Genomic DNA, 20,420 nt, shown 5'->3' on the forward strand with positions numbered 1-20,420 from the left:
CCCATGGCAGGCCGCGCCGAGCACAGCGACGCGCGGCACGGGGCGGCGCCGCACCGCGCCGCGCCGCCGCGCGGGGTGAGCAACCCCTGCCGGTGAACGGCGCGACCGTGCAGGCCGGCTGCAGGACGCATCCTGCGGCCGGCCTGCACGGCGGCGCTCGTCGTCCTCAGCGGCGGGGTCCGCGGCTGCTCGACTCAGCAGGGAAGATATGGTTCCCTGACCTGGGTCGCAGCTGCGAGCGGCCCGCTCGCCCACCTTCCCCGCGACGGAGGGACGAGAAGCGTGAGGGGACAGTGGCTCCAGTGGCTGCGGCCGGACCCCGGCCGCCTGACCGAGCCCGTCCTGTCCCCGGCGGAGCTGGCCGCGGCACGCACGGAGCTCGGCGCGGGCCCGGTCGAGTGGGCGCTCCAGAGCGCCGACGCCATCGCGGAGGAGGTCCTCAGGAAGGTGCCCGAGCACGGCGGCGGTCCCGCTGCCGCGACCACCCTGCGGCGTGTGACCCAGTCCGCGGTGCTGACGGGCCTGCACCTGATGGCGTCCGACATCGGCCGGCCCCTGCCCACCCTCACCGAGGAGGCGCTGGAAGGATGCCGGGAGTTCGCGCGCCGCGGCATCCCGCTGGAGCTCGTCCTGCGGGGGGTGCGGCTCGGGCACGCGCAGCTGGCACGCGGCCTGGCAGCAGGAGTCGAGGAGCACGTCCCGGCCGACCAGCGCCTGGCCGAGCTGCGCCGGATCGACGACCTGATGTTCACCTACGTCGACGCCCATTCGAGCGTGATGGCCGAGGAGTACATCGCCGAACGGGACCGCTGGCGCGGCAGTGACGAAGCCGCCCGCCGCGCCGTCATCGACGAACTGCTGGCCGGCCGCGCGGTCGACCGGGAAGCCGCCGCGCTGCGTCTGCGGTACGACCTGTCAGGCACGCACGTGGCCGCGGTGCTGTGGGGCGACGACACCGCCACCGCCGCGCCCACCGCCCAACGGCTGCACCACGCGGCCTCGACCATGGCCCGCGCCCTGGGAGCGGCCAGGACGCTCGTCATCCCGGCTCACGACAACCATGTGTGGGCATGGTTCGCCGTCAGCGGCAAGACCGACGAAGACCACGTCCGGCACCTGCGCGGCTCCCTGCCCGAGCCGGCAGGAGTGCGTGCGGCTCTCGGCCCGCCCGCACCGGGGCCCCACGGCATGCGGCGCAGCCATCTGGGGGCGTTGCAGGCACAACGGATGGCCTCGCACACGTCGGGCTCCTGGCTCTGCGACTACCAGGACATCCGCCTGGCGGCCCTCGTCACGGCCGACCCCGAACACGCACGCTGGTTCGTGCAGGAGGTGCTCGGGCCGCTGGCCTCCGAGGGGGCCCGCCTGCGTGAGCTGCGCGAAACTCTGCGCGTCTACCTCGCCGAGGAACGCAGTCCCCGCGCCGCGGCCGAACGCCTGCACGTAGCCCGCAACACCGTCACGTACCGCGTCAAACGCGCGGAGGAACTGCTGCCCGTCACCACCACGGCAATCACCTCGCTGGAAGTGCGCGTGGCGCTCGAAATCGCGGCCGTCTCGCCCCTCGGCCCATCGGCCAGGAGCTGAGCTCGAGTACAAGGTGCCGTGACGGACGGTCCGCCAGACGGAGTCGAGGGCCGGAGCGGCTGCTTCCGCCGCAAACCTTCACCCCCGTGGTGTGACCGGACCCATTGGCGAACCACGCCGCTTGCCGCACGGACGGCGCAGGCCCGCGCCGAGACCCGTCAGGCATTGATCCGTGTGGGCCGACAGATCCTCGCGGAGACCGGGGACACCAGCGCCGGCATCCAGGCCATCGCCGAGCGCGCCGATGTCGGTTTCGGCTGCTTCTACAACCACTTCGAGTCCAAGACGGAGCTCTCCGACGCGGCGGTGACGGACGCGCTGGAGGAGTTCGGCCAGGTCATCGACGAGCGTGTCCAAGGGATCGAGGACCCCGCCGAGTTGGTTGCGGCGGGTTTCCGGCTCTCCGCCCGGATGGCGGACTCCCACCCCGAGCTCATGCGGATCCTGCGCGACCGCGGCCTGGCCCACATCCACTCCGAGAGTGGCCTGTCGCCACGAGCACGTCGCGATCTGGAACGCGGCATCGCCTCGGGCCGCTTCACCGCTGCCGACCCGACCACAGCCCTGTCCGCCCTGGGCGGCACCCTGCTGTCGCTGGTGGCGTTGAGGCTGGGACGCCCCGACCTCGACGGCGACGAGGCCGCCTCCGACCTGGCGGAGATGGTCCTGCGTATGCTCGGGCTCCCGCCGGAGGACGCGCACGAGGTCACGCGGCGCCCGCTGCCCGATCTCGTCTGAGGGTCCGGATTGGTGCGCCGCTGCTGGCCAAGTCGGGTGGGCCCCGTGCTACGGCACCGTTGCCCTGCCGGCCGGGGCGTCGGCGATCCACGATGTCGTGGACACCGATGACACGTGGCGGCCCAGGCTTGCGACCCGTTGCGGTGTCATTGGCCAAGCTCCGCGGCGCTATCGCCAGTCCCACGGGACATGGCGTCGCCACAGCGAGGCTCCGGCCGTCTTGGAATGAGCGCCCGCCCCGCTCGGCGGGATGCACGGCGGTGCGGGAGCCCTCCCATGGGTGCCGGGCGGCATGGGGCCAGCGCCGCCCGAGATGCACCCACGGGCGCTGTTGCTGGACGTGCCAGTCACCCCCGAGAGCTGCTCCAGTGCTCCTCGAGGGCGGCGGCGACCTCGGCCGGCTTCTGGATCGGCGTCCAGTGGCTGCTGTCCAGCCTCAGAAAACGGGTGGCGCGCACGGAAGCGGCCATCTTCTCGCCGAAGTCGACGGGGCAGACTGGGTCGAACGCCCCCCAGAACACCAGGGACGGTCCGGTCAGGTCCGCCAGATCCGGCTCCCACTCGGCACCGACCGTCAATGCGGAGCGGTACAGCTTGAGAATGCTGTCGCGCATGGTCTCGTCCACACGGCCGGCCGTCTGTTCAGCCAGCTCAGCCGGGATCTGGAGGTTGTCGGTCAGGTCCTTGGCGAACGCGCCGGGGTCGTACTCCTTGGCCCAGCGGTCGCCCGCGACCGGGTCCTGCCACAGCTTGGCCAGCGGATGCCAGACATACTCGGCGCTGATCGGGCCGTTGCTGCCGGCCCACGTGCGGATCAGATCCGGCCGTACGGAAGCCACGCGCGCGGTGAGGAGGCAGCCCCAGTCATGGCCGACCAGGTCGACCGGCTCGCCGAGTGCCTCCAACCGCTCGATGAGCCAGGAGACGTACTCCTCCTTGGTGCAGTGGAAGCCCTCGGGGCGCGGCGAACCGAAACCGGGCAGGTCCCAAGCCTCCACGTCGCTGCGGGTCAGGTGCTCGCGCACGCCGTCCCACACGTGGTGGGTGTCGGGTACGCCGTGGATCAGAATGGCAGGCATGAACGAACTCCTACAAGGATGGATATTTCTATTGAGAAGCGAAGAAACGGCACAGAGCAGGTAAAGAGGTCGAAGCCTCGTGCCGCGGGTCAGGGTCTTCGCTCCCACGTGGACGGGACCGAGTGGCGCGGCACTTCGTGCCTGAGGCGTTTCGATCCACACTGGTCAACGAGTCGGTACAACTGCTCCGACCGGGGTGACCACCAGTACCGCGCAGCCAGGCGGCGTTCCGGTCATGTCATGGCTGCATCTGGCTGCAGCACAGACACCACTTGGTCATGCAACACGGCTCGAACCCGGCGTGATGCGGTCTGTGGTGCTACGCCGGCGGCGACGAGGAACGCGGTCGCCGCGGCCTCACCCGTGGGGTCCGCCCAGGTGGACGTGGTGTTCTCCGCGGCGAGGGCCAGCATCAGTGCTTCCAGCGCTTGTGCGAGGACGGGCGCGGGGACGTGGTTCGCGAACATGCCTTCGTGCTGGCCACGCCGTATGGCCGCGATGGCTTCTTGGCGGGCAGGTGCCAGGGTGGCGCGGATGGCCTCCTCTCCGAGCTGGCGGCGACCGAGGGAGATGAGCATGCGGTACTGGTCGCCCACCGCCCATGCCGCCAGGGCCATCCGCGCCATCGCCTCCAGCGGATCAGCGCCCGGGATGCGTGTCATGGCGAACGCTTGGCGAAGCGCCTGGGCTGCTTCCTGCGCCAACTCGGTGATGAGCGCGTGCCGGTTGGAGAAGTGTCCGTAGAGGGTGCGCCGCGCGAGGCCGGCCGCCACAGCGATGCTGTCGAGACTTGCGTCGGGGTCGTCCCGCAGTTTCCGCCGAGCGGTGGTGAGGATGCGTTGACGGTTCGCGCGAGCGTCGCTGCGCTGCGGTGCGCGGCCCGGGGTGTCGGTCGTCTGCATGGTTGTGTCTCTCCGCGGTTGCCGGAAAGCCGTGGGCGCCGGTGTTCCCTCACGCACCGGCGCCCACTCACCCCTGCCCAGGGTGGCTTGATGTCCTGCTGACGGGTGTCAGGGGACGAGGATGAGGCGGATCGGGTCGCCGATCTTGTTCTCCAGTCGGTGGACGGCGTCGGCGGCGTCGACGAGCGGGATGTGGTCGGTGATGGAGGGGGCCAGGTCGAGGCGGCCGGCCGCGGTCAGCTGCACCAGCTCGGAGACGGACTCGGGGAAGCCGCCGTAGTGGCCGCGCACCTGCTTCTGCAGGTAGTTGAAGGTCAGGCCCTCGGTGATGGTCAGTGGCCGGGGTGTGATGCCCACCAGGATCAGGGAGCCGCCCAGGCCGAGCACGGAGGCGGCCTGGTCGCGGACGGCGGGGACGCCGGCGCAGTCGAAGGCGAAGTCGAGGCCGCGTCCGCCGGTGGCTGTGCGGACCTGGTCGGCGAAGTCGGGGGCTGCCGGGTCGAGCGCGAGGTCCGCGCCGAAGGCGAGGGCGCGCTCGCGGGCGCTGGGGAGCGGGTCGACGGCGATGATCGGGGCGGCGCCGACCAGGCGGGCGAGGCGTACGTTGTGGGCGCCGACTCCGCCGACGCCCCAGACGCCGACGGACTGGGCGGCACGGACGCCGGCGGTGGTGACGACGGCGGCGTAGGGGGTGGAGACCGCGTCGGGGATGATCGCGGCCTGGTCGAAGGGGAGGCTGTCGGGGATGGGGATGAGGGTGTCCTCGCGGGCGATGACGTAGTCGGCCCAGCCTCCGTCGTAGTCGATGCCGGCGGTGAGCATCTGGGTGCAGGGGCGGTGGCGCACGCATCCGGCGCAGGTGCCGCAGGCCTTGCCGGCCTCCAGGGTGACGCGGGTGCCGACGGTGAGGCCGCGCTTGAGGTCGGGGCCGAGCGTGTGGATGACACCGGAGACCTCGTGGCCGACGGTGATGGTGTCGGAGGTGGCGAACAGCGGGACGAGGGAGCCGTCGAGGAGGTGGACGTCGGAGAGGCAGACGCCGGCGGCCTTGACCTCGATGAGGACCTCGCCCGGGCCCGGCACGGGGATCGGGACCTCTTCCACGGCGAACTTCTTGCTGTCCAGGTGGAAGCGTCCGGCGAGCATGGTGTCCATGAAGGTCTGCTTTCTGTGACCGGCACCGCCCGATGAGCCGGGACGCTGGGTGCCATGGGGTGTGTGAGGGGCTGGTGGTGGCCGGGAGGCGTACGGCCGGCAGCGGGGGGTGCCGCACGCCTCCCGGCGGCTGGGGGTCGGCGCGCCTTGACGGCGTGCGACGGTCAGGCGAAGACGTCCTGCTGGTAGCGCTCGTCCGCTTCGAGCTGGGCGAGCCACTGCTGGGCCCTCTCGTCGTCGCTGCCGGTCTTCTGGCGGTGGATGGCGGCGAGGGCTTCGCGGACGGCGGGGGCCATGCGGCGGCCGTCACCGCAGACGTAGATGTACGCGCCGTCCTGGATGGCCTGCCACACCGTGTCGGCGTTGTTGGCGATGGCGTTCTGCACGAACCGGGCCGGGTGGCCGGTCACCGCGGAGTAGGCGGTGTGGATCTGGGCGATGCCGGCCTGCTCCCAGTCCTGCATCTCCTGGCGGTAGAAGTAGTCGTGCTCGGGGTGGCGGCAGCCGACGAACACCTGGGACAGGCCCACCTGGGTGCCGTTCGCGTGCTGTGTCGCCCGCTCCTCCAGGAAGCCGCGCAGCGGTGCGATGCCGGTGCCGGGGCCGATGAGGATCAGCGGGGTGGCGGGGTCGGCGGGCGGTGCGAAGGTGGGGGAGGGGACGCGGACGTAGCCGTAGACGACGTCTCCGGGCTCGAGGCCGGCGATGTAGGCGGAGCAGGTGCCGCGGTACTGGCCGTCGCCGGACAGGGCCGGGCCTTCCAGCAGGCCGACGGTCAGGCGGACGTGGCGCGGGTTGGCGGACGGGGCGGAGGAGATGGAGTAGAAGCGAGGACGGATCGGGCCCATCATCTCCAGGAAGACCGCGAGCGGCAGCTCGACGGCCGGGAAGCGCTCCAGCAGGCCCAGCACCGAGACGCGCTTGCCGAGGATCTCCTTGCTGTAGCGCTCCTCGGCCTCCTCGGTGTCGGCGGTGTACGCCTGGAGCTGCGGCCGGGTCCACGGGCACTCGGTGTGCTCGGCGAGCGTCTGGATCTGGGACCGGGTGGCCACGTCCTGCAGTTCCAGGAACTCGGTGAGCAGGATGCCGGCGGTGACCGGGGTGCCCACCGGCAGGTGGGTGCGGCCACCGGCCGGCTGGTCGAGCCGGAGCACCTGGTCGTAGTCGACGCCGAGCCGCCTCAGTGCGCGCTCCACCAGGGCGAGTTCGTTCTTGGCGAAGACGGCCAGGTGGTTGCCGGTGTCGTAGGTGACGCCCTCGGGCAGCTCGACGGTGATGGACTTCGCGGACGGGCGCGGCGGCTCGATGGCGAAGTCCCACAGGCCGGTCGCGTCGGCCACGAGCTCGTCGTTGGCCACCACGGTGAGCGGGTACGCGTGCTCGGAGACGATGGCGGGGCGTACGTCGGACTCGGTGAGCAGCTGGACCTGGTAGCGGGGGCCGCTGGCCTGGGAGGTGTCGGCGGCGTACTCCTCGGCCAGGGTGGCCCACAGGTTGTCCATCCACCGTGTGGCCATGCCGTCGAAGTCGCCGGCGGCGTCCGCGATGCCGCGCTCGACGATGGGGGTGGCGCCGGCGGCCAGCAGACCTTCCTCGATCCGCTTGGGGAAGGCCTGGTAGGTGGCCACCCACTGGGTGTTGCCCGCGCCCAGCAGCGCGTACCGCACGTTCGCCAGCGAGCCCTCGGGCAGCCCGGCGGCGAGCAGGTCGTCGAAGCGCTGGGCGTTGTCGGGTGCCTTGCCGTTGTAACTGGCCGCCACCACGGCGAGCAGGCCCTCGGTGGGCAGGTTGTCGCCCAGCTCGTCCAGGCTGATGAGGGTGGTGCCGAAGCCGGAGCGCTCGCCGCGGTCGGCGATGGTGCGGGCCAGGTCCTCGCACGAACCCAGGCTGGAGCCGTACGCCACCGTCAGGTTCACACCCACACCGCTGACCGCTGTCTGCGCCTGGGTGTCGTCGGTCTGCAGGTCCGCGGCGCCGAAGACGGTCCGCTGGTGCTCCTGACGCCTGCGGACGATCAGCTCGAAGTTGCCGGGCTTGCGCGTCAGCGCCTCCCGCACGTCCATGTTGTAGTCGGTGGTGTCCGAGAACTTGAACTTCTGCAGCACCAGTGTCAGGGCCAGGCGGGCCTCGGTGAGCGCGAACTGCCGGCCGATGCAGGCACGCACACCGTTGCCGAACGGCTTGTAGGCGTGCGGGTGCTGCTGGGCCCGGTTCTCCGGCAGCCACCGGTCGATGTCGAACTCGTCGGGCCGCTCCCACGCCTTGGGATGGGTGTGCAGCGGGCCTTCAAGGATGCTGACCCGTGTGCCCTTCTTCAGCTCGTAGCGGCCGCCGATGACGGTGTCGTCGATGGGCGCCTTGGCGATCATCGGGATGGGAGCCCACAGGCGCAGGGTCTCCTCCAGGATCCGCGGGATCACGTCCAGCTGCATGATCGTGTCGTAGTCCGGCACGGTGTCGCCGGGCAGCAGGCGGTCCACCTCGGCATACGCCTGGGCCAGGACATGCGGGTTGCGCATCAGCGAGTACGTGGCGAACGACAGCAGACCACTGGTGGTCTCATGCCCGGCGATCAGGAACGTCAGCACCTGGTCACGCACGTTGTCGACGTCCAGCCGCTTGCCGGTCTCCGGGTCGGTGGCCTCCAGCATCAGGCCCAACAGGTCGTCCTCACCGCTGCCCTTGCCCTCCTGGCGCTCCTTGATCACGCTCTCGACCAGCTCGCGCATCACCTGGATGTTCTCGCCGTACTTCTTGGCATCGGCCCTGCGCAGCTTGGTCATCATCGGCAGCTCCTGAGAGCGCCGCATCGACTCGGTCAGCGCGCCCAGCATCGCGTTGAGGAACGGGTGCAGCTCCTCCTTGTCGAAGGACTCGAACCGGTAGCCGAACCCCGACAGGGCGATGGTGTCCAGCGTCAGGCGGGTGTAGTCGTCGGTGATGTTGACCGGCTGACCCTCCCGGCGCTCCCACTTGCCCACCAGGTTCTGGGCGATCTCCAGCATCTGCCCGAAGTAGTTCCTCATGGCCCGCTGGCTGAAGGCCGGCAGCAGGATCCGGTGTGCCCTGCCCCATTCCTCTTCGTGCTGGTGGGCGGTGAACAGGCCGGCGCCGGCGAAGTCCCGGATGTGGTGCAGCGGCGTCTTGTCGATCTGCTTGAAGAACCGCGTCTCGTCGCTGACCTCGGCCACCAGGTCCGGGTCGTAGACGAAGACCTGCTCGATGCCGGCGATGTCCATGCCGTAGAGGCCCTCGGGGAACTGCTTGGACAGCTCACCGAAGTACTCCACCGGGTTGGTGTCGGGGATCTGCGGCGTGTGGCCGAGGAGGGGGATCCCCCGCGGGGACCGGATGGGGCGAAGGTCGTTCGCGGTGTTCGTGCTCATGGCTTGCTCCTTTGTACGGAGAGAGGGGGAAGGGCAAGGGCGCCGGTCGATGCCGCGCTGCACGACAGAACCATACGTCGTATGGCATCAAAACCATACGCGGTACGGAAAGCGGAGTGCAACCCGGGTGGGCAGGTGACCGCTGTGAGGAAGCTCATTTCCGTACGACGTATGGAACTGATACCGTACGTGGTATGGAAAAGCCGAGGCGTCCCCCGCGGGGCACAAGGAAGAGAGACGTGCCTCTGACCGAGGCCGGGATCTACGCCGCCTCCCTGCGGCTCATCGACGCGGACGGGGTCGAGGCGCTCACCATGCGCAAGCTCGCGACCGTGCTCGATGCGAACCCGATGTCGCTGTACCACCATGTAGCGAACAAGGAAGCCGTGCTGCGCGGCGTGACGAGAATGGTGGGCGCCCAGTTCCGCACCGTGACGCTGGAGGACGCTCCCTGGCAGGAGCGGATCCGCCTGCTCGCCACGGACTTCCGGACGCTGGCGCACCGGCACCCCAAGCTGATGGCCTACTCGTTCAGCCACCAGCCCGACTTCATCCAGGCCGACGACCCGTTCTGGACCGCGCTCACCGCCATCGTGGCCGCTGCCGGAGTGCCGCAGTCAAGGGTCTCGGAGATCGCCGCGCTGATGGTCGCCGTCGTAGTCGGTGTCCTCAGCGCCGAACTCAACGGCTCGCTCCACCAGTGGGCGAACCTCACACCCCCCGGCCCCGACATCGACGAAGAGGAAGCCGCGGACACAGATCCCGGCCCTGCGGCTGCAGCACATGAAGGCCCTGACCAGGACCACATGTTCCGCCTCGTGCTGGACACGCTGATCACGGGCCTGGAAAGCCGGCTCACCGGCGATCGTGACGGCCAGGGCACCGACCGCTGACCCGATCATCCTGAGGCGCTGTGCCCCAGGCACTCGCACCTGAGCCGCGCCCGCAGTCGGGCGACGCCAGGGCTGCGACACGGCGGAGCCACTCCCGTGACATCGGGGAAGACCGCCCGACGGGGGGTTCCACAAATCCTGCACGGCAGCCCTATGCCGACGCTGCGTGCAAAGGGCGCGTGTTCGTAAACCTTTCTGAGGCAGGAAATCGTCGGCCTCGTCGAGCTGCATAACCGCGCCTCCGTTCACCGAGGCGGGCAGCCGCCGACTGCTCCCGCCCGTGAGCGCGAAATGGCGCCCCGTACCGCATGAGCCGTACCGGATCACTCCATCCGTTCTTTTCTCTCTTACGCCATCCCCCACCGCTGTCCGGAGGGCTGCCCCCATGTCCCAGAACGCCACCGCCGCTGCTCGCGGCGCCGAGACCGCACCTGAGAATGTGCCCGACCTGTCGCACCGGCGTCGCTGGTGGATTCTGTTGGTCATTTCCCTGTCGATGCTGATGGGCGTCCTGGACGGCACCATCGTGAACATCGCCCTGCCGTCCGCCCAGCACGACCTGGGCTTCTCCGACGCCTCTCGGCAGTGGGTGGTCACCGCCTACGCGCTCGCCTTCGGCAGCCTGCTGCTGCTCGGCGGCCGGGTCACCGACCTGGTCGGGCAGAAGGTGACGTTCCTGGTGGGTCTGGCCGGCTTCGCGGCCGCCTCCATGGTCGCAGGCGCGGCGAACGGATTCGCCATGCTCGTCATCACGCGCGCCGTCCAGGGCCTGTTCGCCGCCCTGCTGGCCCCGTCCGCCCTGTCGGTCCTGATGACCACCTTCACCGATCCGCGCGAGCGGGCGAAAGCCTTCACTGTCGCGGGATCGGTCGCCGGTGCCGGCGGAGCCGTCGGCCTGATCCTCGGCGGCGTGCTGACCCAGTACCTGGACTGGCGCTGGACCATGTACGTCAACGTGATCTTCGCGGTGGTGGCGTTCGTCGGTGGAGCGGCCCTGCTGCACCGCACTCCGCGCGACACGACCTCCAAGCTCGACGTCCCCGGCACTCTGCTGGCCTCCATCGGACTGTTCTGCCTGGTCTACGGATTCTCGAACGCCGAAACGCGTGGCTGGGGCTCGGTGGCGACCTGGGGCATGCTGGCAGTCGGCGTCGTACTGGTGGCCGTCTTCGCCTGGTGGCAGGGCAGGGCGGCGCATGCGCTGCTGCCCCTGCGGGTCCTGCTGGACCGTAACCGCGGCGCCTCCTTCGCCGCCCTCTTCGTCACCGGTGCGGGCATGTTCGGCGTGTTCCTGTTCCTGACCTACTACCTCCAGCAGAGCCTCGGTTACAGCGCCCTGAACACCGGCTTCGCCTTCCTGCCCCTGATCGTGGCCTCGTCGTCCGCCTCCGCCGTGGCCAACAATGTCCTGGTGGCGCGCATAGGACCGAAGCCGGTGGTACCGGTGGGCATGGCCATTGCGGCAGCGGGCCTGGTGTGGATGACCACGTTGGACCTGGGCAGCGGGTACGTGACGCAGGTGCTGCCCCAGCTGGTGCTCGTCGGCATCGGGCTGGGCACGGTGATCGCGCCCGCCATGAGCCTGGCGACCTCCGGGGTGGCGGCCGCCGATGCGGGCGTCGCCTCGGCCGCTGTCAACACGCTTCAGCAGGTGGGCGGTTCCATTGGCATCGCCTTGCTCAGCACGATGGCCTCCGACGCCGCCACCGGCTACCTCTCCGGTCGCAATCCCAAGAACTCCGGCGTGCTGGCTCAGGCCGGCCTGGAGGGCTATTCCACGGCCTACTGGTGGTCGGCGGCCGTCTTCGTCACCGGCCTGGTCGTCACCGCCCTGCTCTACCGCCGGGGTGTGCCCCAGCAGAACGAGAACGCCGCACCTGTCGTGCACATGTAGCGGGACAAGCAGTGCTTTGAGGGCCCACCTTCGAGGGGGGCGAACAGAGTCTTTGCGGCTCCCCTCCCCTGCTCAATGGATGTCCCATAGTGGCAGCGACTCGGGTTCTATCAGCGGAAGGTGTACCAGGTGGAAGATCGAACAGATCCGCGTCTCTTGCGCAGTCGTCAGGCCATGGTCGCGGCGGCCACCGCGTTGCTCACGGAAGGTGGGCTGGAGGCCGTGACACATCAAACGGTTGCGACTCGTGCCGGCGTCGGCAGGGCAACCGTCTACCGGCACTGGCCGAGCCTCCTCGACCTCCGCCTGGCCGCGCTGGAGGCCGGCATGCCCCCTCTCCCTCCGGTACCCGAGGAGCTTCGGGCCGCTTCGGGCAACGATCCGCGAGCGGAGCTCATCTACCGTCTGAACGTGCTCGCCGAGCGTTGGGACGACGAGCAATCGGGGGCCGTCCTTCTGCGAGCGACCTACTCTTGCGCGGTGTCCTCGCCCGCCGTCCGCGGATCCGCTGGATCTTGACACGCGGCGGAGGTGTGCTGCCGCTGCTCGCCGACCGGATGGAACTCTTCCGCACCCACGTCGGCGGCGGCGCCGTCGACGCGCCGAGCGCCGTCGAGCAGCTCGGCCGACTCTGGTACGACATGGCCGGCACGCCATTCCCCCGCCAGGTCCCGGCCTTCGGCGCGGCCTTCGGCACCGAGCGGCTCCTCTATGGCAGCGACTACTGCTGGACGCCCATTGACGCGGTGCTCGCTCAGGTCACCTCCATCGACTCCGCCGTGCACCCGTCCGCCACCGTCACCTGGCGGGACCTCACCACCCACAATGCTGGCCGCTTGTTCGACACCGACGCACGGTGACCACCCGACCCGAAGGAACGGTCGTGAGCAAGTGGGTCTGACGACCGCGGTCGTCACAGCAGCACCGCGGTCCGGGTTGCTGGGGCGGCTCTGCCGTCAGCCGGCGGAGCTGCGGCTGATGCGCCACGGCGTTCTGGTCTGAGAGGTCACCGACTCCAGCAGTACCCAGCCTCACCACTCGCTGGGGCTGCCGCCACAGCCAGAGCCGCAAGACGATCTGGTTCGAGCAGCGCATCCAACGTTGTTCCTACTGAGCACCCGAGCGGCGTTGAAGCCGCTCACTCAAGCGAGGGTCGGCCGCGGAGTCGCGGCGAACAACCTGACCGAGGCCGGCATCGACCCGGCCGTCCTCGACGCCACGACTGTGTTCTCTCGCCGATTGCGAGCTGTTGCTTTCGATGTCGGTGGCTGGCTCTGATTCAGTCACGACATGACGAAGACGCTCCGTAGTCGTGTGCGATCGGAGTGCGTTGTGGCAAACCGGATCTCGTTCGAACCCTGCGGTGCGGTTGATCATTCGGGCAGAGATGCCAGTGTGGTCGTGGGCATGAAGAAACGGGCCCCTTGGTAGTGACGTGGTTGTTGAGGCCGGTCACGAGCAAGGAGACCCGTTGTCAGGCGAGTTGACTGGCGGCCCCTTCAGCCTGCCAACTGCTGTAGCCATTCGCGCAGCAGAGCTGTCTCCGTGTCTCGCAGAGGTACCCCGGTGCTGAGCGCGGTTTCAAGTGCGGCGTCGAGGGCGAGTGCGTGCGAGGCCAGGTCGGACCCGGATGAGGCGGGCGAGTCCGTGGTGATGGAGGCGATGACGGTGTCCCGCAGCCGCGTCGAAGTGGTCAGGTCCCGCTGCGAGGGCTCTTCGCCGATCAGTGCCAGCGTGGCACCCGTCGTCGCCGCATGGATGACGCGGGTCGCCTGCTCCACCGGAACCCGAAGGCGCCCGGCCTCGGCCGCCCGGCCCAGCAGTCTCACCAGCAGGGCGTGCGCCTCGTCCGCGGCCGGGGGCCGCCGCCCGGGCCGCGCAGTGCCATACATGAGCACGTAGAACGCGGGGTGCCGCAGTCCGAAGTCGACGTGCAGGTCCCAGCCGCGGTAGAGGTCGGCCACCGGGTCGTCGGGGGTCAGCGCCAGTGCCTCCTGCTTCTCGGCCAGGTACATCTCGAATCCGTAGGCGGCCAGCTCGGCCAGGAGTCCGTCCTTGTCGTCGAACATCCGGTAGAGCGCGGGGGCCGTGATGCCCGCGGCTGCGGCGACAGCGCGCGTGGAGACCGCTTCGCTGCCGCCCTCTTCCAAAAGCTTGGCGGCCACCTGCAGTACCTGGCGCCGCGCGGCGCGTCGTTCCTCGTTCATGGAACAACGATATCCCAGGTTGCGTATCGCCGCCTTATCAGTGATACGGTCTAAGCCGGAACGACGATCCACGCTGCTGGTGGTCGGCGCCGGCCCGCGACACCTGGGCATGCGCCGCACCCCGGCCCGGGACGTCAGTCCCCCCACTCGTGGAGCAGTGCGGCCGACCGCCGCACCGGGCAGCTCGTCGTCTGCCGGCACACCACCGAACACGCCGCCATCGCGGCAGGATAGGAACACCCGTGTCCGATATCTCGATCGTTATCGCGTCGCATTCCGGCTACGGCCACACCGCGCAGATTGCCACTGCCGTCGCCGACGGCGCGCGCTCCATCGCCGGGACGCGCGTCCACCGCGTGGACGTCGCCTCCCTCAGCGACGCCGACTGGGAACTGATGGACGCCGCGGACGCCATCATCTTCGGTACCCCCACCTACATGGGCACCGCGTCGGGGGCGTTTCACGCCTTCGCCGAGGCCACAAGCAAGCGGTGGATGACCCGCGCCTGGAGCGACAAGCTCGCGGCGGGATTCACCAACTCCGGCTCCATGAGCGGCGACAAGCTGCACACCCTGCAGTACCTGGCGCTCCTGGCGGCCCAGCACGGGATGCTCTGGGTGAGCCTGAACCTCCTGCCGGGCTGGAACGCCACCACATCCAGCCCCCAGGACGACAACCGCCTCGGCTTCTACCTCGGCGCCGGCGCGCAAAGCTTCAACGACACCCCCGCGGTCCACGATGCAGACCTGAACACCGCCCGCCACCTCGGCCAGCGCGTTGCCGAGCACACCCGCATACACCGCGCCGGACTGACCGCCGCAACGCACTGACACAACCGTCCGTGAACCGCCCCGGCAGCCCCGCCCTGCACAGGCGAAAAGCGACTCCGCAGGAAGTCACGGGTGGGGTCTGCCCCGGTCCAAAGGGTCATGCCGGCAGGCGTGCCCAGCAGAATCGTTCGGTTCGGCGAGAGGACGCGTGAGGCGTACCACCCATAAGGGCCTTTCGTTCAGAAGTCACTTTTGCAGTTTCTTTCAGAGGAGCGCACCATGCAGAACCGGACGCTCGGAAGCCAGGGCCTGGAGGTCGCGGCGATTGGCTACGGCGCGATGGGCCTGACGATGGCCTACGGACCCACCGACGAGGAGGCCGGCGTCGCCGCCCTCCGCCGCGCCCACGACCTGGGCGTCACCTTCTTCGACACCGCCGAGATGTACGGCTGGGGCACCGGATCCAACGAGATCCTCGTCGGCAAGGCAGTCAGGGACTTCCGCGACGACGTGGTCCTGGCCACCAAGTTCGGCGTCGACATGTCGGTACCGCCCGAGCAGATCGGCGGCCTTCTCAACAGCCGGCCCGACAACATCCGCAAGGTCGCCGACAACAGCCTGCGCTACCTCGGCGTGGACCACATCGACGTCTTCTATCAGCACCGCGTCGACCCCGAGGTGCCCATCGAGGAGGTCGCGGGCACCGTCAAGGAGCTGATCGACGCGGGCTGGGTGAAGTACTTCGGTCTCAGCGAGGCCGGGCCCGAGACGATCCGAAGGGCGCACGCCGTGCAGCCGGTCTCGGTCCTGCAGACCGAGTACTCCCTGTTCGAACGGGACGTCGAGCAGCTGTTCCCGGTCCTGGACGAACTCGGCATCGGCTTCGTCGCCTACTCACCCCTCGGCCGCGGGTTCCTCACCGGCACCGCCAAGCCCGCCGGCCGGTACGAAGGCAACGACATACGCAACGTCGACCCGCGCTGGCAGCCGGGCAACTTCGAGAAGAACGTCGAAGCCGTCAACCGGCTCGCCGCCCTCGCGGCGACCAAGGGCGCCACCGTCTCCCAGCTCGCCCTGGCCTGGCTCCTGACCCGGGGCGAGCACATCGTGCCCATCCCCGGCACCCGCAGCCCGAAGCGCATCGAGGAAAACGTCGGCGCCGCCGACCTCACCCTCACCAACGCCGACCTCAAGGCCATCGACGAGATCCTGCCCCACGGCGGCTTCGGCGCCCGCTACGCCGGGGGAAACGTGCCGACCTGGACCTGAGATCCACCTCGGGGCAGACACCACTGCCCCACCGTTGACCGATAGCGCTTGACCTGGGGTTCGTGAGAGGAAGAGCCTTCGGCAGTCGTGTTGATCACTGACTGTCTGGAGGTCCGGAGTGCCGGTCGAGTTTCTGACGGATGAGCAGGCCGCGAAGTATGCGGCGTACGACGGGGCGCCGGCCCGTGCGGAGTTGGAGCGGTTCTTCTTCCTGGACGACGCGGACCGGAAGCTGATCGAGGGCAAGCGGCGGGCCCACAACCGGCTGGGCTTCGCGGCCCAGCTCACGACCGCGCGTTACCTCGGGGCGTTCCCGTACGACCCGATCGACATTTCGGCGGAGGTCGCCGACTACCTTGCCGATCAGCTCGGCATCGCGAATGCGTCGGTGCTGAAGGTGTACGGCGAGCGGGAGAATACCCGGCTCGATCACGTCCGGGGTCCCTGGTCGCGCACAGCTGCACCGTCGGCTACACCCCGGTCATCGGGGCCGCAGACGCGCTGAAGTACGGGCGCCTGTCCCATGTCGACCAGACGTATCTGCGGCTGGCGACGTACCGGGCCGCGAACACCACACTGATCGACTACCAGGCAGCTGTAGATAGCCACTCAGCATCGTGACGAACGGGCAGTGTTGTGCCGTTGGTGATGGTGATGGTGGGGAAGTCGGTGCAGGAGGGTTGTTCTTCGGAGTGCTGGGCGGCACCGTGATCATGTCCTGAACATGACCACGGCCCTCCCGCTCGCGCAGGCGTGGGGCGGCGGCCTGGTCGCCTCCGTGGACGGCATGCGGTTCGTCGTCCCCGTTCCGTCGGTGTACGCGCAGCCGAACCCGAAGTACTTCGGACGCCGGGGCGGAGCCACCTGGCTCAACATGATCAACAACCAGGCTGCCGGGCTGGGCGGGAAGGTCGTGGCTGCACGGCGCCTTCCAGGGACCTCGCCAGGATCGAACGCCACTGGGCGGACATCCTTCGGATCATCTGCTCCATCCACACCGGCGCTGTGCGCGCGTACGACGTGATCCGGATGCTGTCCCGTGACGGCCGCCCCACCCCCGCTCGGCGACGCCATCGCGCACTACGGGCGGATCGCAAAGACCCTGCACATGCTGCGCCTGGCCGACGAGCCCGGCTACCGCAGGCAGATCAAGGTGCAGGCCAACCTCCAGGAGGGCCGCCACTCCCTCGCCCGGAAGATCTTCCACGCCAGGCACGGGCAGCTCTACCAGCGCTACCAGGACGGTATGCAGGACCAGATCGGGGCACTGGGGTACGTCCTGAACGCCCTCGTCTTGTTCAACACCAGGTACATGGACGCCGCGGTGAACCAGCTGCGCGCGGACGGCTTCGATGTCCGCGATGAGGACGTGGCCCGCCTCTCGCCGTTTGTGCGGCACCACATCAACATGCTTGGCCGGTACTCCTTCCAGCTGCCCGGGGGCGTGCGGCCGCTGCGCGACAAGGACGACGCAGACGGCTCGCGACCAGGGCCCTAGGCGATCTCGCGGGTGACGGAACCCCCGGCGCGGGCGTTCTGGCTGCGACGCCGGGACGGCGCGTGTTCGTCAGGGTGTCTTCGGGTGCGGGATGTCCGTCGGCCTGTCGTGTGCTGTGCCGGCGGACTCGGTGTGTGAGAGTGAGGCGAGGAGCCGCAGTTTCTCGTCGCTGCCGCTGTCCTTGTCGGGGTAGTAGACGACGAGGATGACGTCGTCGATGGCGAGTTTGTCCCGGTGGAGGCGTAGTTCACCGACGACGGGGTGGTGGACCATGGTCGTGCCTCCGTCGAGACTGCGGACGTCGTGGCGGGCCCACAGGGTACGGAACCGCTGACTTGACAGTGCGAGTTCTCCGACGAGCTCGACGAACCGGGGGTCATCGGTGTCGTCCCCGATGGTGGTACGCAGGGCGGCGATGAAATCGGCGGTGGCTTTCGCCCAGTCCTGATGGAAGGCTTGTTCCTCAGGATCAAGAAGGAGAGAACGCAGCCGGTTCTGGCCGGGCCGCAGCCGGGGGGAGAGCGCGACGGCCATGGGGTTGGAGGCCAGGACATCGAACGCGCGCCCTTCGACGAACGCGGGGATCTGAAGGTGGGCGAGTAGCTCGTGCACCCGCGCCGGTACATGCTCGGCCTTGCGGCGCCGCGCCCTGGGGCGTGCCGCCGCAAGGCCGAGCAGATACGCCCGCTCGATGTCATCGAGCTGCAGGACCCGCGCGAGGGATTCGAGCACCTGGGGTGAGGGGTTCTTGTCACGGCCCCGTTCCAGGCGCAGGTAGTAGTCAGGACTGATCCCGGCCAGCAGGGCGACTTCCTCACGGCGCAGGCCGGGCACGCGACGGTTGCCGCCGGGCGGGAGGCCTGCCTGCGCCGGGGAGACCAGCTCACGCCGGGCACGTAGGTAGCTGCCGAGCCGGTTGCCGGATTCCTCATCCTTCATACCGACACCGTAATGCGGTGCGAGTGTCTCAGAGGGGGCCCTGCCAGGACCAGGGAAGACAGGGGCCCTGCCACACCCGGCGGATGCCGTCAAGACTGCGGCAGCACTGTTTCGAAAGAGACAGAGAACATCACTGTCTGCGCCGCGGGCCTGAACGCCGGCGGCGCCCTGGACCGAAGGGAAGATCTCATGGATCTCTCCAACCGCACCGTTCTCATCGTCGGCGGGACCTCGGGTATCGGGCGAGAGCTGGCCCGGCGGTTCGCCGCAGCCGGCAGCACCGTGGCCGTTGGCGGCCGCAGCCCTCAGGCGCTCTCGGAACTCGCCGGGGAGGGTTTCGGCACGTTCGGTATCGACGTCACCGACAATTCCTCTGTCACATCTGTTCGTGACGCCGCGCTCGCTCGGTACCCCGAGCTGGACACCGTGGTGACGATGTCGGGCGTCATGCTCCTGGAGGACCTGCGCGACCCCGCCCACTTCGGGGCGGCACAGACGACGATCGACACCAACCTGCTCGGCACCATCCGGGTCATCGACGCCTTCACCCCGCACCTGGTCCGGCGGGGCGCCGGCACCTTCATCACCGTCACCTCCGGCATCGCCTTCCTACCGTTCCCGCCCATGCCCAGCTACGCCGCCTCGAAGGCCGCGGTGCACGCCTACTCCGAGGCACTGCGCGCGCAGCTCGACGGCACCGGTGTCGGCGTCGTCGAGCTCGTCCCCCCGGCCGTCGCCACAGCAGGCCAGGAAAAGGTGAACCCGCACGCGCTGCCGCTCGACGACTTCGCCACCGAGGTCATGCAACTGCTCTCAGAGGACCCCAGCCCCCACGAAATCCTCGTGAAGGGCGTCCTCATGCACCGCTGGGCCGAGCGCGAAGGCACCTACGACGACCTCGTCGCACAGCGCTCCCAGGCCCTGGCCATGCTCCCCAGCCGCGAAGGCTGACACCCTTCCCCCCCATCGGCGGCCACCTCGCTCATCGCCCCGGGGCGGCCGACGAGCAGCCACGCGTCCTGGACACGGGCCCCGCCCCCGCCGCCCACCTGCCGGGCGGCGACGGTTCAGCGGCGGACGCTCACCGGGGGCGAGCAGGCTGGGTGAATTCGGCGATCGCCTCCGGGGAGGGCTTGAAGTAGCGGCGGATGTTCTCCGGCTTCTTGTACCGGGACTTCGCCATGAGCATCAGCAGCGAGGCGCCCTGCTCGCCGAGGTGGGTCAGAGTGGCGGTACTCGTGAACCCGTGGGCAAGCGGATCACCGCGTCCGTCGTACTCACCGCTGTTCGCGGGCGTGTCGGAAGGCGGGAGCCAGCGGGTCGTCGACGAGTGGTCGGAGCCGCTCGATCTGGACGAGGACCTGTCCGATGTCGCGGTCGGTCCGCGCGATGTTGACACGCAGTTCGGGCGGCAGTCGTCGAGGTCGGGGGTGCGGCGGGTGCTGTCCTCCTCGCTGCGCAGGCGGCAGGCTGCCCGCATGGGGTCCAGGACGCAGGTCATGCCCTTGCCGGGGAAGATCTGCAGGTCGGGGTTGGCGAGCATGGCGTTGGCGTGCCGCTTGGTTCGCAGGACTCGGCCGGCGAAGCGAGTGGCGGCTTGGACGCGGTGCCGGTAGGTCTCGGAATCGGCCGCCGTTTGCGGAGCTGACGGCGGGGTGTCCTTGGGCCGGGACGGCACGCTGTCCGAGTCCGAGGAGATGCACATGACCACACAGGTGCCCTGCTCATGGGTCGGTATCGATGCCGGCAAGGGCCACCACTGGTGGGTCGCCATCGACGACACCGGAACCACCATCGCAGGGCCGCCGGATACCGGCCCTTCTGGCCGGGTCACCCGTCGCGGGCCGACCGTCAGCGCAACGGTGAGTCCACGGTGGGCGTCAGGAGGGTCTCGTCGAGGCCGACGATCTGGCTGATGTCGAAGCCCTCCATGTCCGCGCGGAATTCAGGACTCGACAGGTACGCCTCCAGCCGCTCCTGCACGTCGTCGGCGTCCCTGTAGGAAACGAGGGAGTGTCTAATCAACGGCGGATCCGATGATCAAGGAGACGCCTGATGAGCGAGGCCATCACCGAGCACGGGACCGTGGAAGAGCCGGTCGTC

The 20,420-nt window shown here is 69.3% G+C and carries 17 protein-coding genes and 2 pseudogenes; 11 read left to right on the top strand and 8 right to left on the bottom strand.

Annotated features, from left to right (window positions below):
- The first annotated feature begins 282 nt into the window (after positions 1-282).
- The gene (locus ACFY2Z_RS37940; RefSeq protein ID WP_390748548.1) at positions 283-1,587 is read left to right on the top strand and encodes a PucR family transcriptional regulator; all 1,305 of its coding nucleotides are present in this window, start codon (positions 283-285) and stop codon (positions 1,585-1,587) included.
- Positions 1,588-1,761: 174 nt separating this feature from the next.
- Positions 1,762-2,325 carry a TetR/AcrR family transcriptional regulator gene (locus ACFY2Z_RS37945; protein ID WP_390748549.1) on the top strand — a complete coding sequence of 188 codons (564 nt, stop codon included), beginning with the start codon at positions 1,762-1,764 and terminating at the stop codon, positions 2,323-2,325.
- 347 nt (positions 2,326-2,672) lie between these two features.
- Here ACFY2Z_RS37945 and ACFY2Z_RS37950 read toward each other — a convergent pair whose 3' ends face one another.
- The 4 genes from ACFY2Z_RS37950 to ACFY2Z_RS37965 all read right to left on the bottom strand — a co-directional run bounded on the left by ACFY2Z_RS37950 (position 2,673) and on the right by ACFY2Z_RS37965 (position 8,847).
- Entirely contained in the window at positions 2,673-3,404 is a 732-nt protein-coding gene (locus ACFY2Z_RS37950) for an alpha/beta fold hydrolase (protein ID WP_390748550.1), read from the bottom strand.
- 233 nt (positions 3,405-3,637) lie between these two features.
- On the bottom strand, positions 3,638-4,306 hold the full coding sequence (locus ACFY2Z_RS37955; RefSeq protein WP_390748551.1) for a TetR/AcrR family transcriptional regulator: 669 nt from the start codon (positions 4,304-4,306) through the stop codon (positions 3,638-3,640).
- 108 nt (positions 4,307-4,414) lie between these two features.
- Positions 4,415-5,461, bottom strand: a complete 1,047-nt coding sequence (locus tag ACFY2Z_RS37960) for a zinc-binding dehydrogenase (protein ID WP_390748552.1) — start codon at positions 5,459-5,461, stop codon at positions 4,415-4,417.
- A gap of 164 nt (positions 5,462-5,625) precedes the next feature.
- Positions 5,626-8,847, bottom strand: a complete 3,222-nt coding sequence (locus ACFY2Z_RS37965; RefSeq protein WP_390748553.1) for a bifunctional cytochrome P450/NADPH--P450 reductase — start codon at positions 8,845-8,847, stop codon at positions 5,626-5,628.
- Between the two features lie 239 nt (positions 8,848-9,086).
- On the opposite strand from ACFY2Z_RS37965, the gene ACFY2Z_RS37970 reads away from it, so the two are divergent.
- The 4 genes from ACFY2Z_RS37970 (at position 9,087) to ACFY2Z_RS37985 (ending at position 12,494) form a co-directional block, all read left to right on the top strand.
- The gene (locus tag ACFY2Z_RS37970) at positions 9,087-9,740 is read left to right on the top strand and encodes a TetR/AcrR family transcriptional regulator (protein WP_390748554.1); all 654 of its coding nucleotides are present in this window, start codon (positions 9,087-9,089) and stop codon (positions 9,738-9,740) included.
- Positions 9,741-10,125: 385 nt separating this feature from the next.
- Positions 10,126-11,634 (top strand): MFS transporter, encoded by a 1,509-nt coding sequence (locus ACFY2Z_RS37975; RefSeq protein WP_390748555.1) that lies wholly within the window; start codon positions 10,126-10,128, stop codon positions 11,632-11,634.
- Between the two features lie 174 nt (positions 11,635-11,808).
- Positions 11,809-12,153, top strand: coding sequence for a TetR/AcrR family transcriptional regulator (locus tag ACFY2Z_RS37980; RefSeq protein WP_390748566.1), 345 nt, complete (start codon positions 11,809-11,811; stop codon positions 12,151-12,153).
- Positions 12,150-12,494 carry a hypothetical protein gene (locus ACFY2Z_RS37985; RefSeq protein ID WP_390748556.1) on the top strand — a complete coding sequence of 115 codons (345 nt, stop codon included), beginning with the start codon at positions 12,150-12,152 and terminating at the stop codon, positions 12,492-12,494. Before ACFY2Z_RS37980 ends, ACFY2Z_RS37985 begins: the two co-directional genes overlap by 4 nt.
- A gap of 639 nt (positions 12,495-13,133) precedes the next feature.
- On the opposite strand, the gene ACFY2Z_RS37990 is transcribed toward ACFY2Z_RS37985, so the two are convergent.
- Entirely contained in the window at positions 13,134-13,841 is a 708-nt protein-coding gene (locus tag ACFY2Z_RS37990; RefSeq protein WP_390748557.1) for a TetR/AcrR family transcriptional regulator, read from the bottom strand.
- A 242-nt stretch (positions 13,842-14,083) separates the two neighbouring features.
- Between ACFY2Z_RS37990 and ACFY2Z_RS37995 the strand changes: the two genes are divergently transcribed.
- The 4 genes and pseudogenes from ACFY2Z_RS37995 to ACFY2Z_RS38010 all read left to right on the top strand — a co-directional run.
- A complete protein-coding gene (locus tag ACFY2Z_RS37995) occupies positions 14,084-14,671 on the top strand; it encodes a flavodoxin family protein (protein WP_390748558.1) in 588 nt (195 codons plus the stop codon).
- A gap of 219 nt (positions 14,672-14,890) precedes the next feature.
- Entirely contained in the window at positions 14,891-15,880 is a 990-nt protein-coding gene (locus ACFY2Z_RS38000; RefSeq protein WP_390748559.1) for an aldo/keto reductase, read from the top strand.
- Positions 15,881-15,998: 118 nt separating this feature from the next.
- On the top strand, positions 15,999-16,385 hold the full coding sequence (locus ACFY2Z_RS38005; RefSeq protein ID WP_390748560.1) for a DUF4158 domain-containing protein: 387 nt from the start codon (positions 15,999-16,001) through the stop codon (positions 16,383-16,385).
- Positions 16,328-17,378: pseudogene (locus tag ACFY2Z_RS38010) on the top strand (Tn3 family transposase); the annotation flags it as partial. The gene ACFY2Z_RS38005 and the pseudogene ACFY2Z_RS38010, both read left to right, overlap by 58 nt.
- A 69-nt stretch (positions 17,379-17,447) precedes the next feature.
- On the opposite strand, the gene ACFY2Z_RS38015 reads toward ACFY2Z_RS38010, so the two are convergent.
- Positions 17,448-18,317 (bottom strand): helix-turn-helix transcriptional regulator, encoded by an 870-nt coding sequence (locus ACFY2Z_RS38015; protein ID WP_390748561.1) that lies wholly within the window; start codon positions 18,315-18,317, stop codon positions 17,448-17,450.
- Between the two features lie 189 nt (positions 18,318-18,506).
- Between ACFY2Z_RS38015 and ACFY2Z_RS38020 the strand changes: the two genes are divergently transcribed.
- Positions 18,507-19,268: an SDR family oxidoreductase gene (locus tag ACFY2Z_RS38020; RefSeq protein WP_390748562.1), complete on the top strand. Its 762-nt coding sequence runs from the start codon at positions 18,507-18,509 to the stop codon at positions 19,266-19,268.
- Between the two features lie 129 nt (positions 19,269-19,397).
- On the opposite strand, the pseudogene ACFY2Z_RS38025 reads toward ACFY2Z_RS38020, so the two are convergent.
- A pseudogene (locus tag ACFY2Z_RS38025) lies at positions 19,398-19,542 on the bottom strand (site-specific integrase); the annotation flags it as partial.
- 626 nt (positions 19,543-20,168) lie between these two features.
- Complete coding sequence (locus tag ACFY2Z_RS38030; RefSeq protein WP_390748563.1) at positions 20,169-20,342, bottom strand: NIPSNAP family protein; 174 nt, start codon at positions 20,340-20,342, stop codon at positions 20,169-20,171.
- Between the last annotated feature and the right edge of the window lie 78 nt (positions 20,343-20,420).

This window comes from Streptomyces sp. NPDC001222 (assembly GCF_042896945.1).
Lineage (GTDB): Bacteria > Actinomycetota > Actinomycetes > Streptomycetales > Streptomycetaceae > Streptomyces > Streptomyces gibsoniae.

Bases quoted from the DNA above. Each gene is read 5' to 3' on its own strand.
- ACFY2Z_RS37950 (WP_390748550.1), bottom strand. From the start codon at position 3,404: ATGCCTGCCATTCTGATCCACGGCGTACCCGACACCCACCACGTGTGG.
- ACFY2Z_RS37955 (WP_390748551.1), bottom strand. From the start codon at position 4,306: ATGCAGACGACCGACACCCCGGGCCGCGCACCGCAGCGCAGCGACGCT.
- ACFY2Z_RS37960 (WP_390748552.1), bottom strand. From the start codon at position 5,461: ATGGACACCATGCTCGCCGGACGCTTCCACCTGGACAGCAAGAAGTTC.
- ACFY2Z_RS37965 (WP_390748553.1), bottom strand. From the start codon at position 8,847: ATGAGCACGAACACCGCGAACGACCTTCGCCCCATCCGGTCCCCGCGG.
- ACFY2Z_RS37975 (WP_390748555.1), top strand. From the start codon at position 10,126: ATGTCCCAGAACGCCACCGCCGCTGCTCGCGGCGCCGAGACCGCACCT.
- ACFY2Z_RS37980 (WP_390748566.1), top strand. From the start codon at position 11,809: ATGGTCGCGGCGGCCACCGCGTTGCTCACGGAAGGTGGGCTGGAGGCC.
- ACFY2Z_RS37990 (WP_390748557.1), bottom strand. From the start codon at position 13,841: ATGAACGAGGAACGACGCGCCGCGCGGCGCCAGGTACTGCAGGTGGCC.
- ACFY2Z_RS38000 (WP_390748559.1), top strand. From the start codon at position 14,891: ATGCAGAACCGGACGCTCGGAAGCCAGGGCCTGGAGGTCGCGGCGATT.
- ACFY2Z_RS38015 (WP_390748561.1), bottom strand. From the start codon at position 18,317: ATGAAGGATGAGGAATCCGGCAACCGGCTCGGCAGCTACCTACGTGCC.
- ACFY2Z_RS38020 (WP_390748562.1), top strand. From the start codon at position 18,507: ATGGATCTCTCCAACCGCACCGTTCTCATCGTCGGCGGGACCTCGGGT.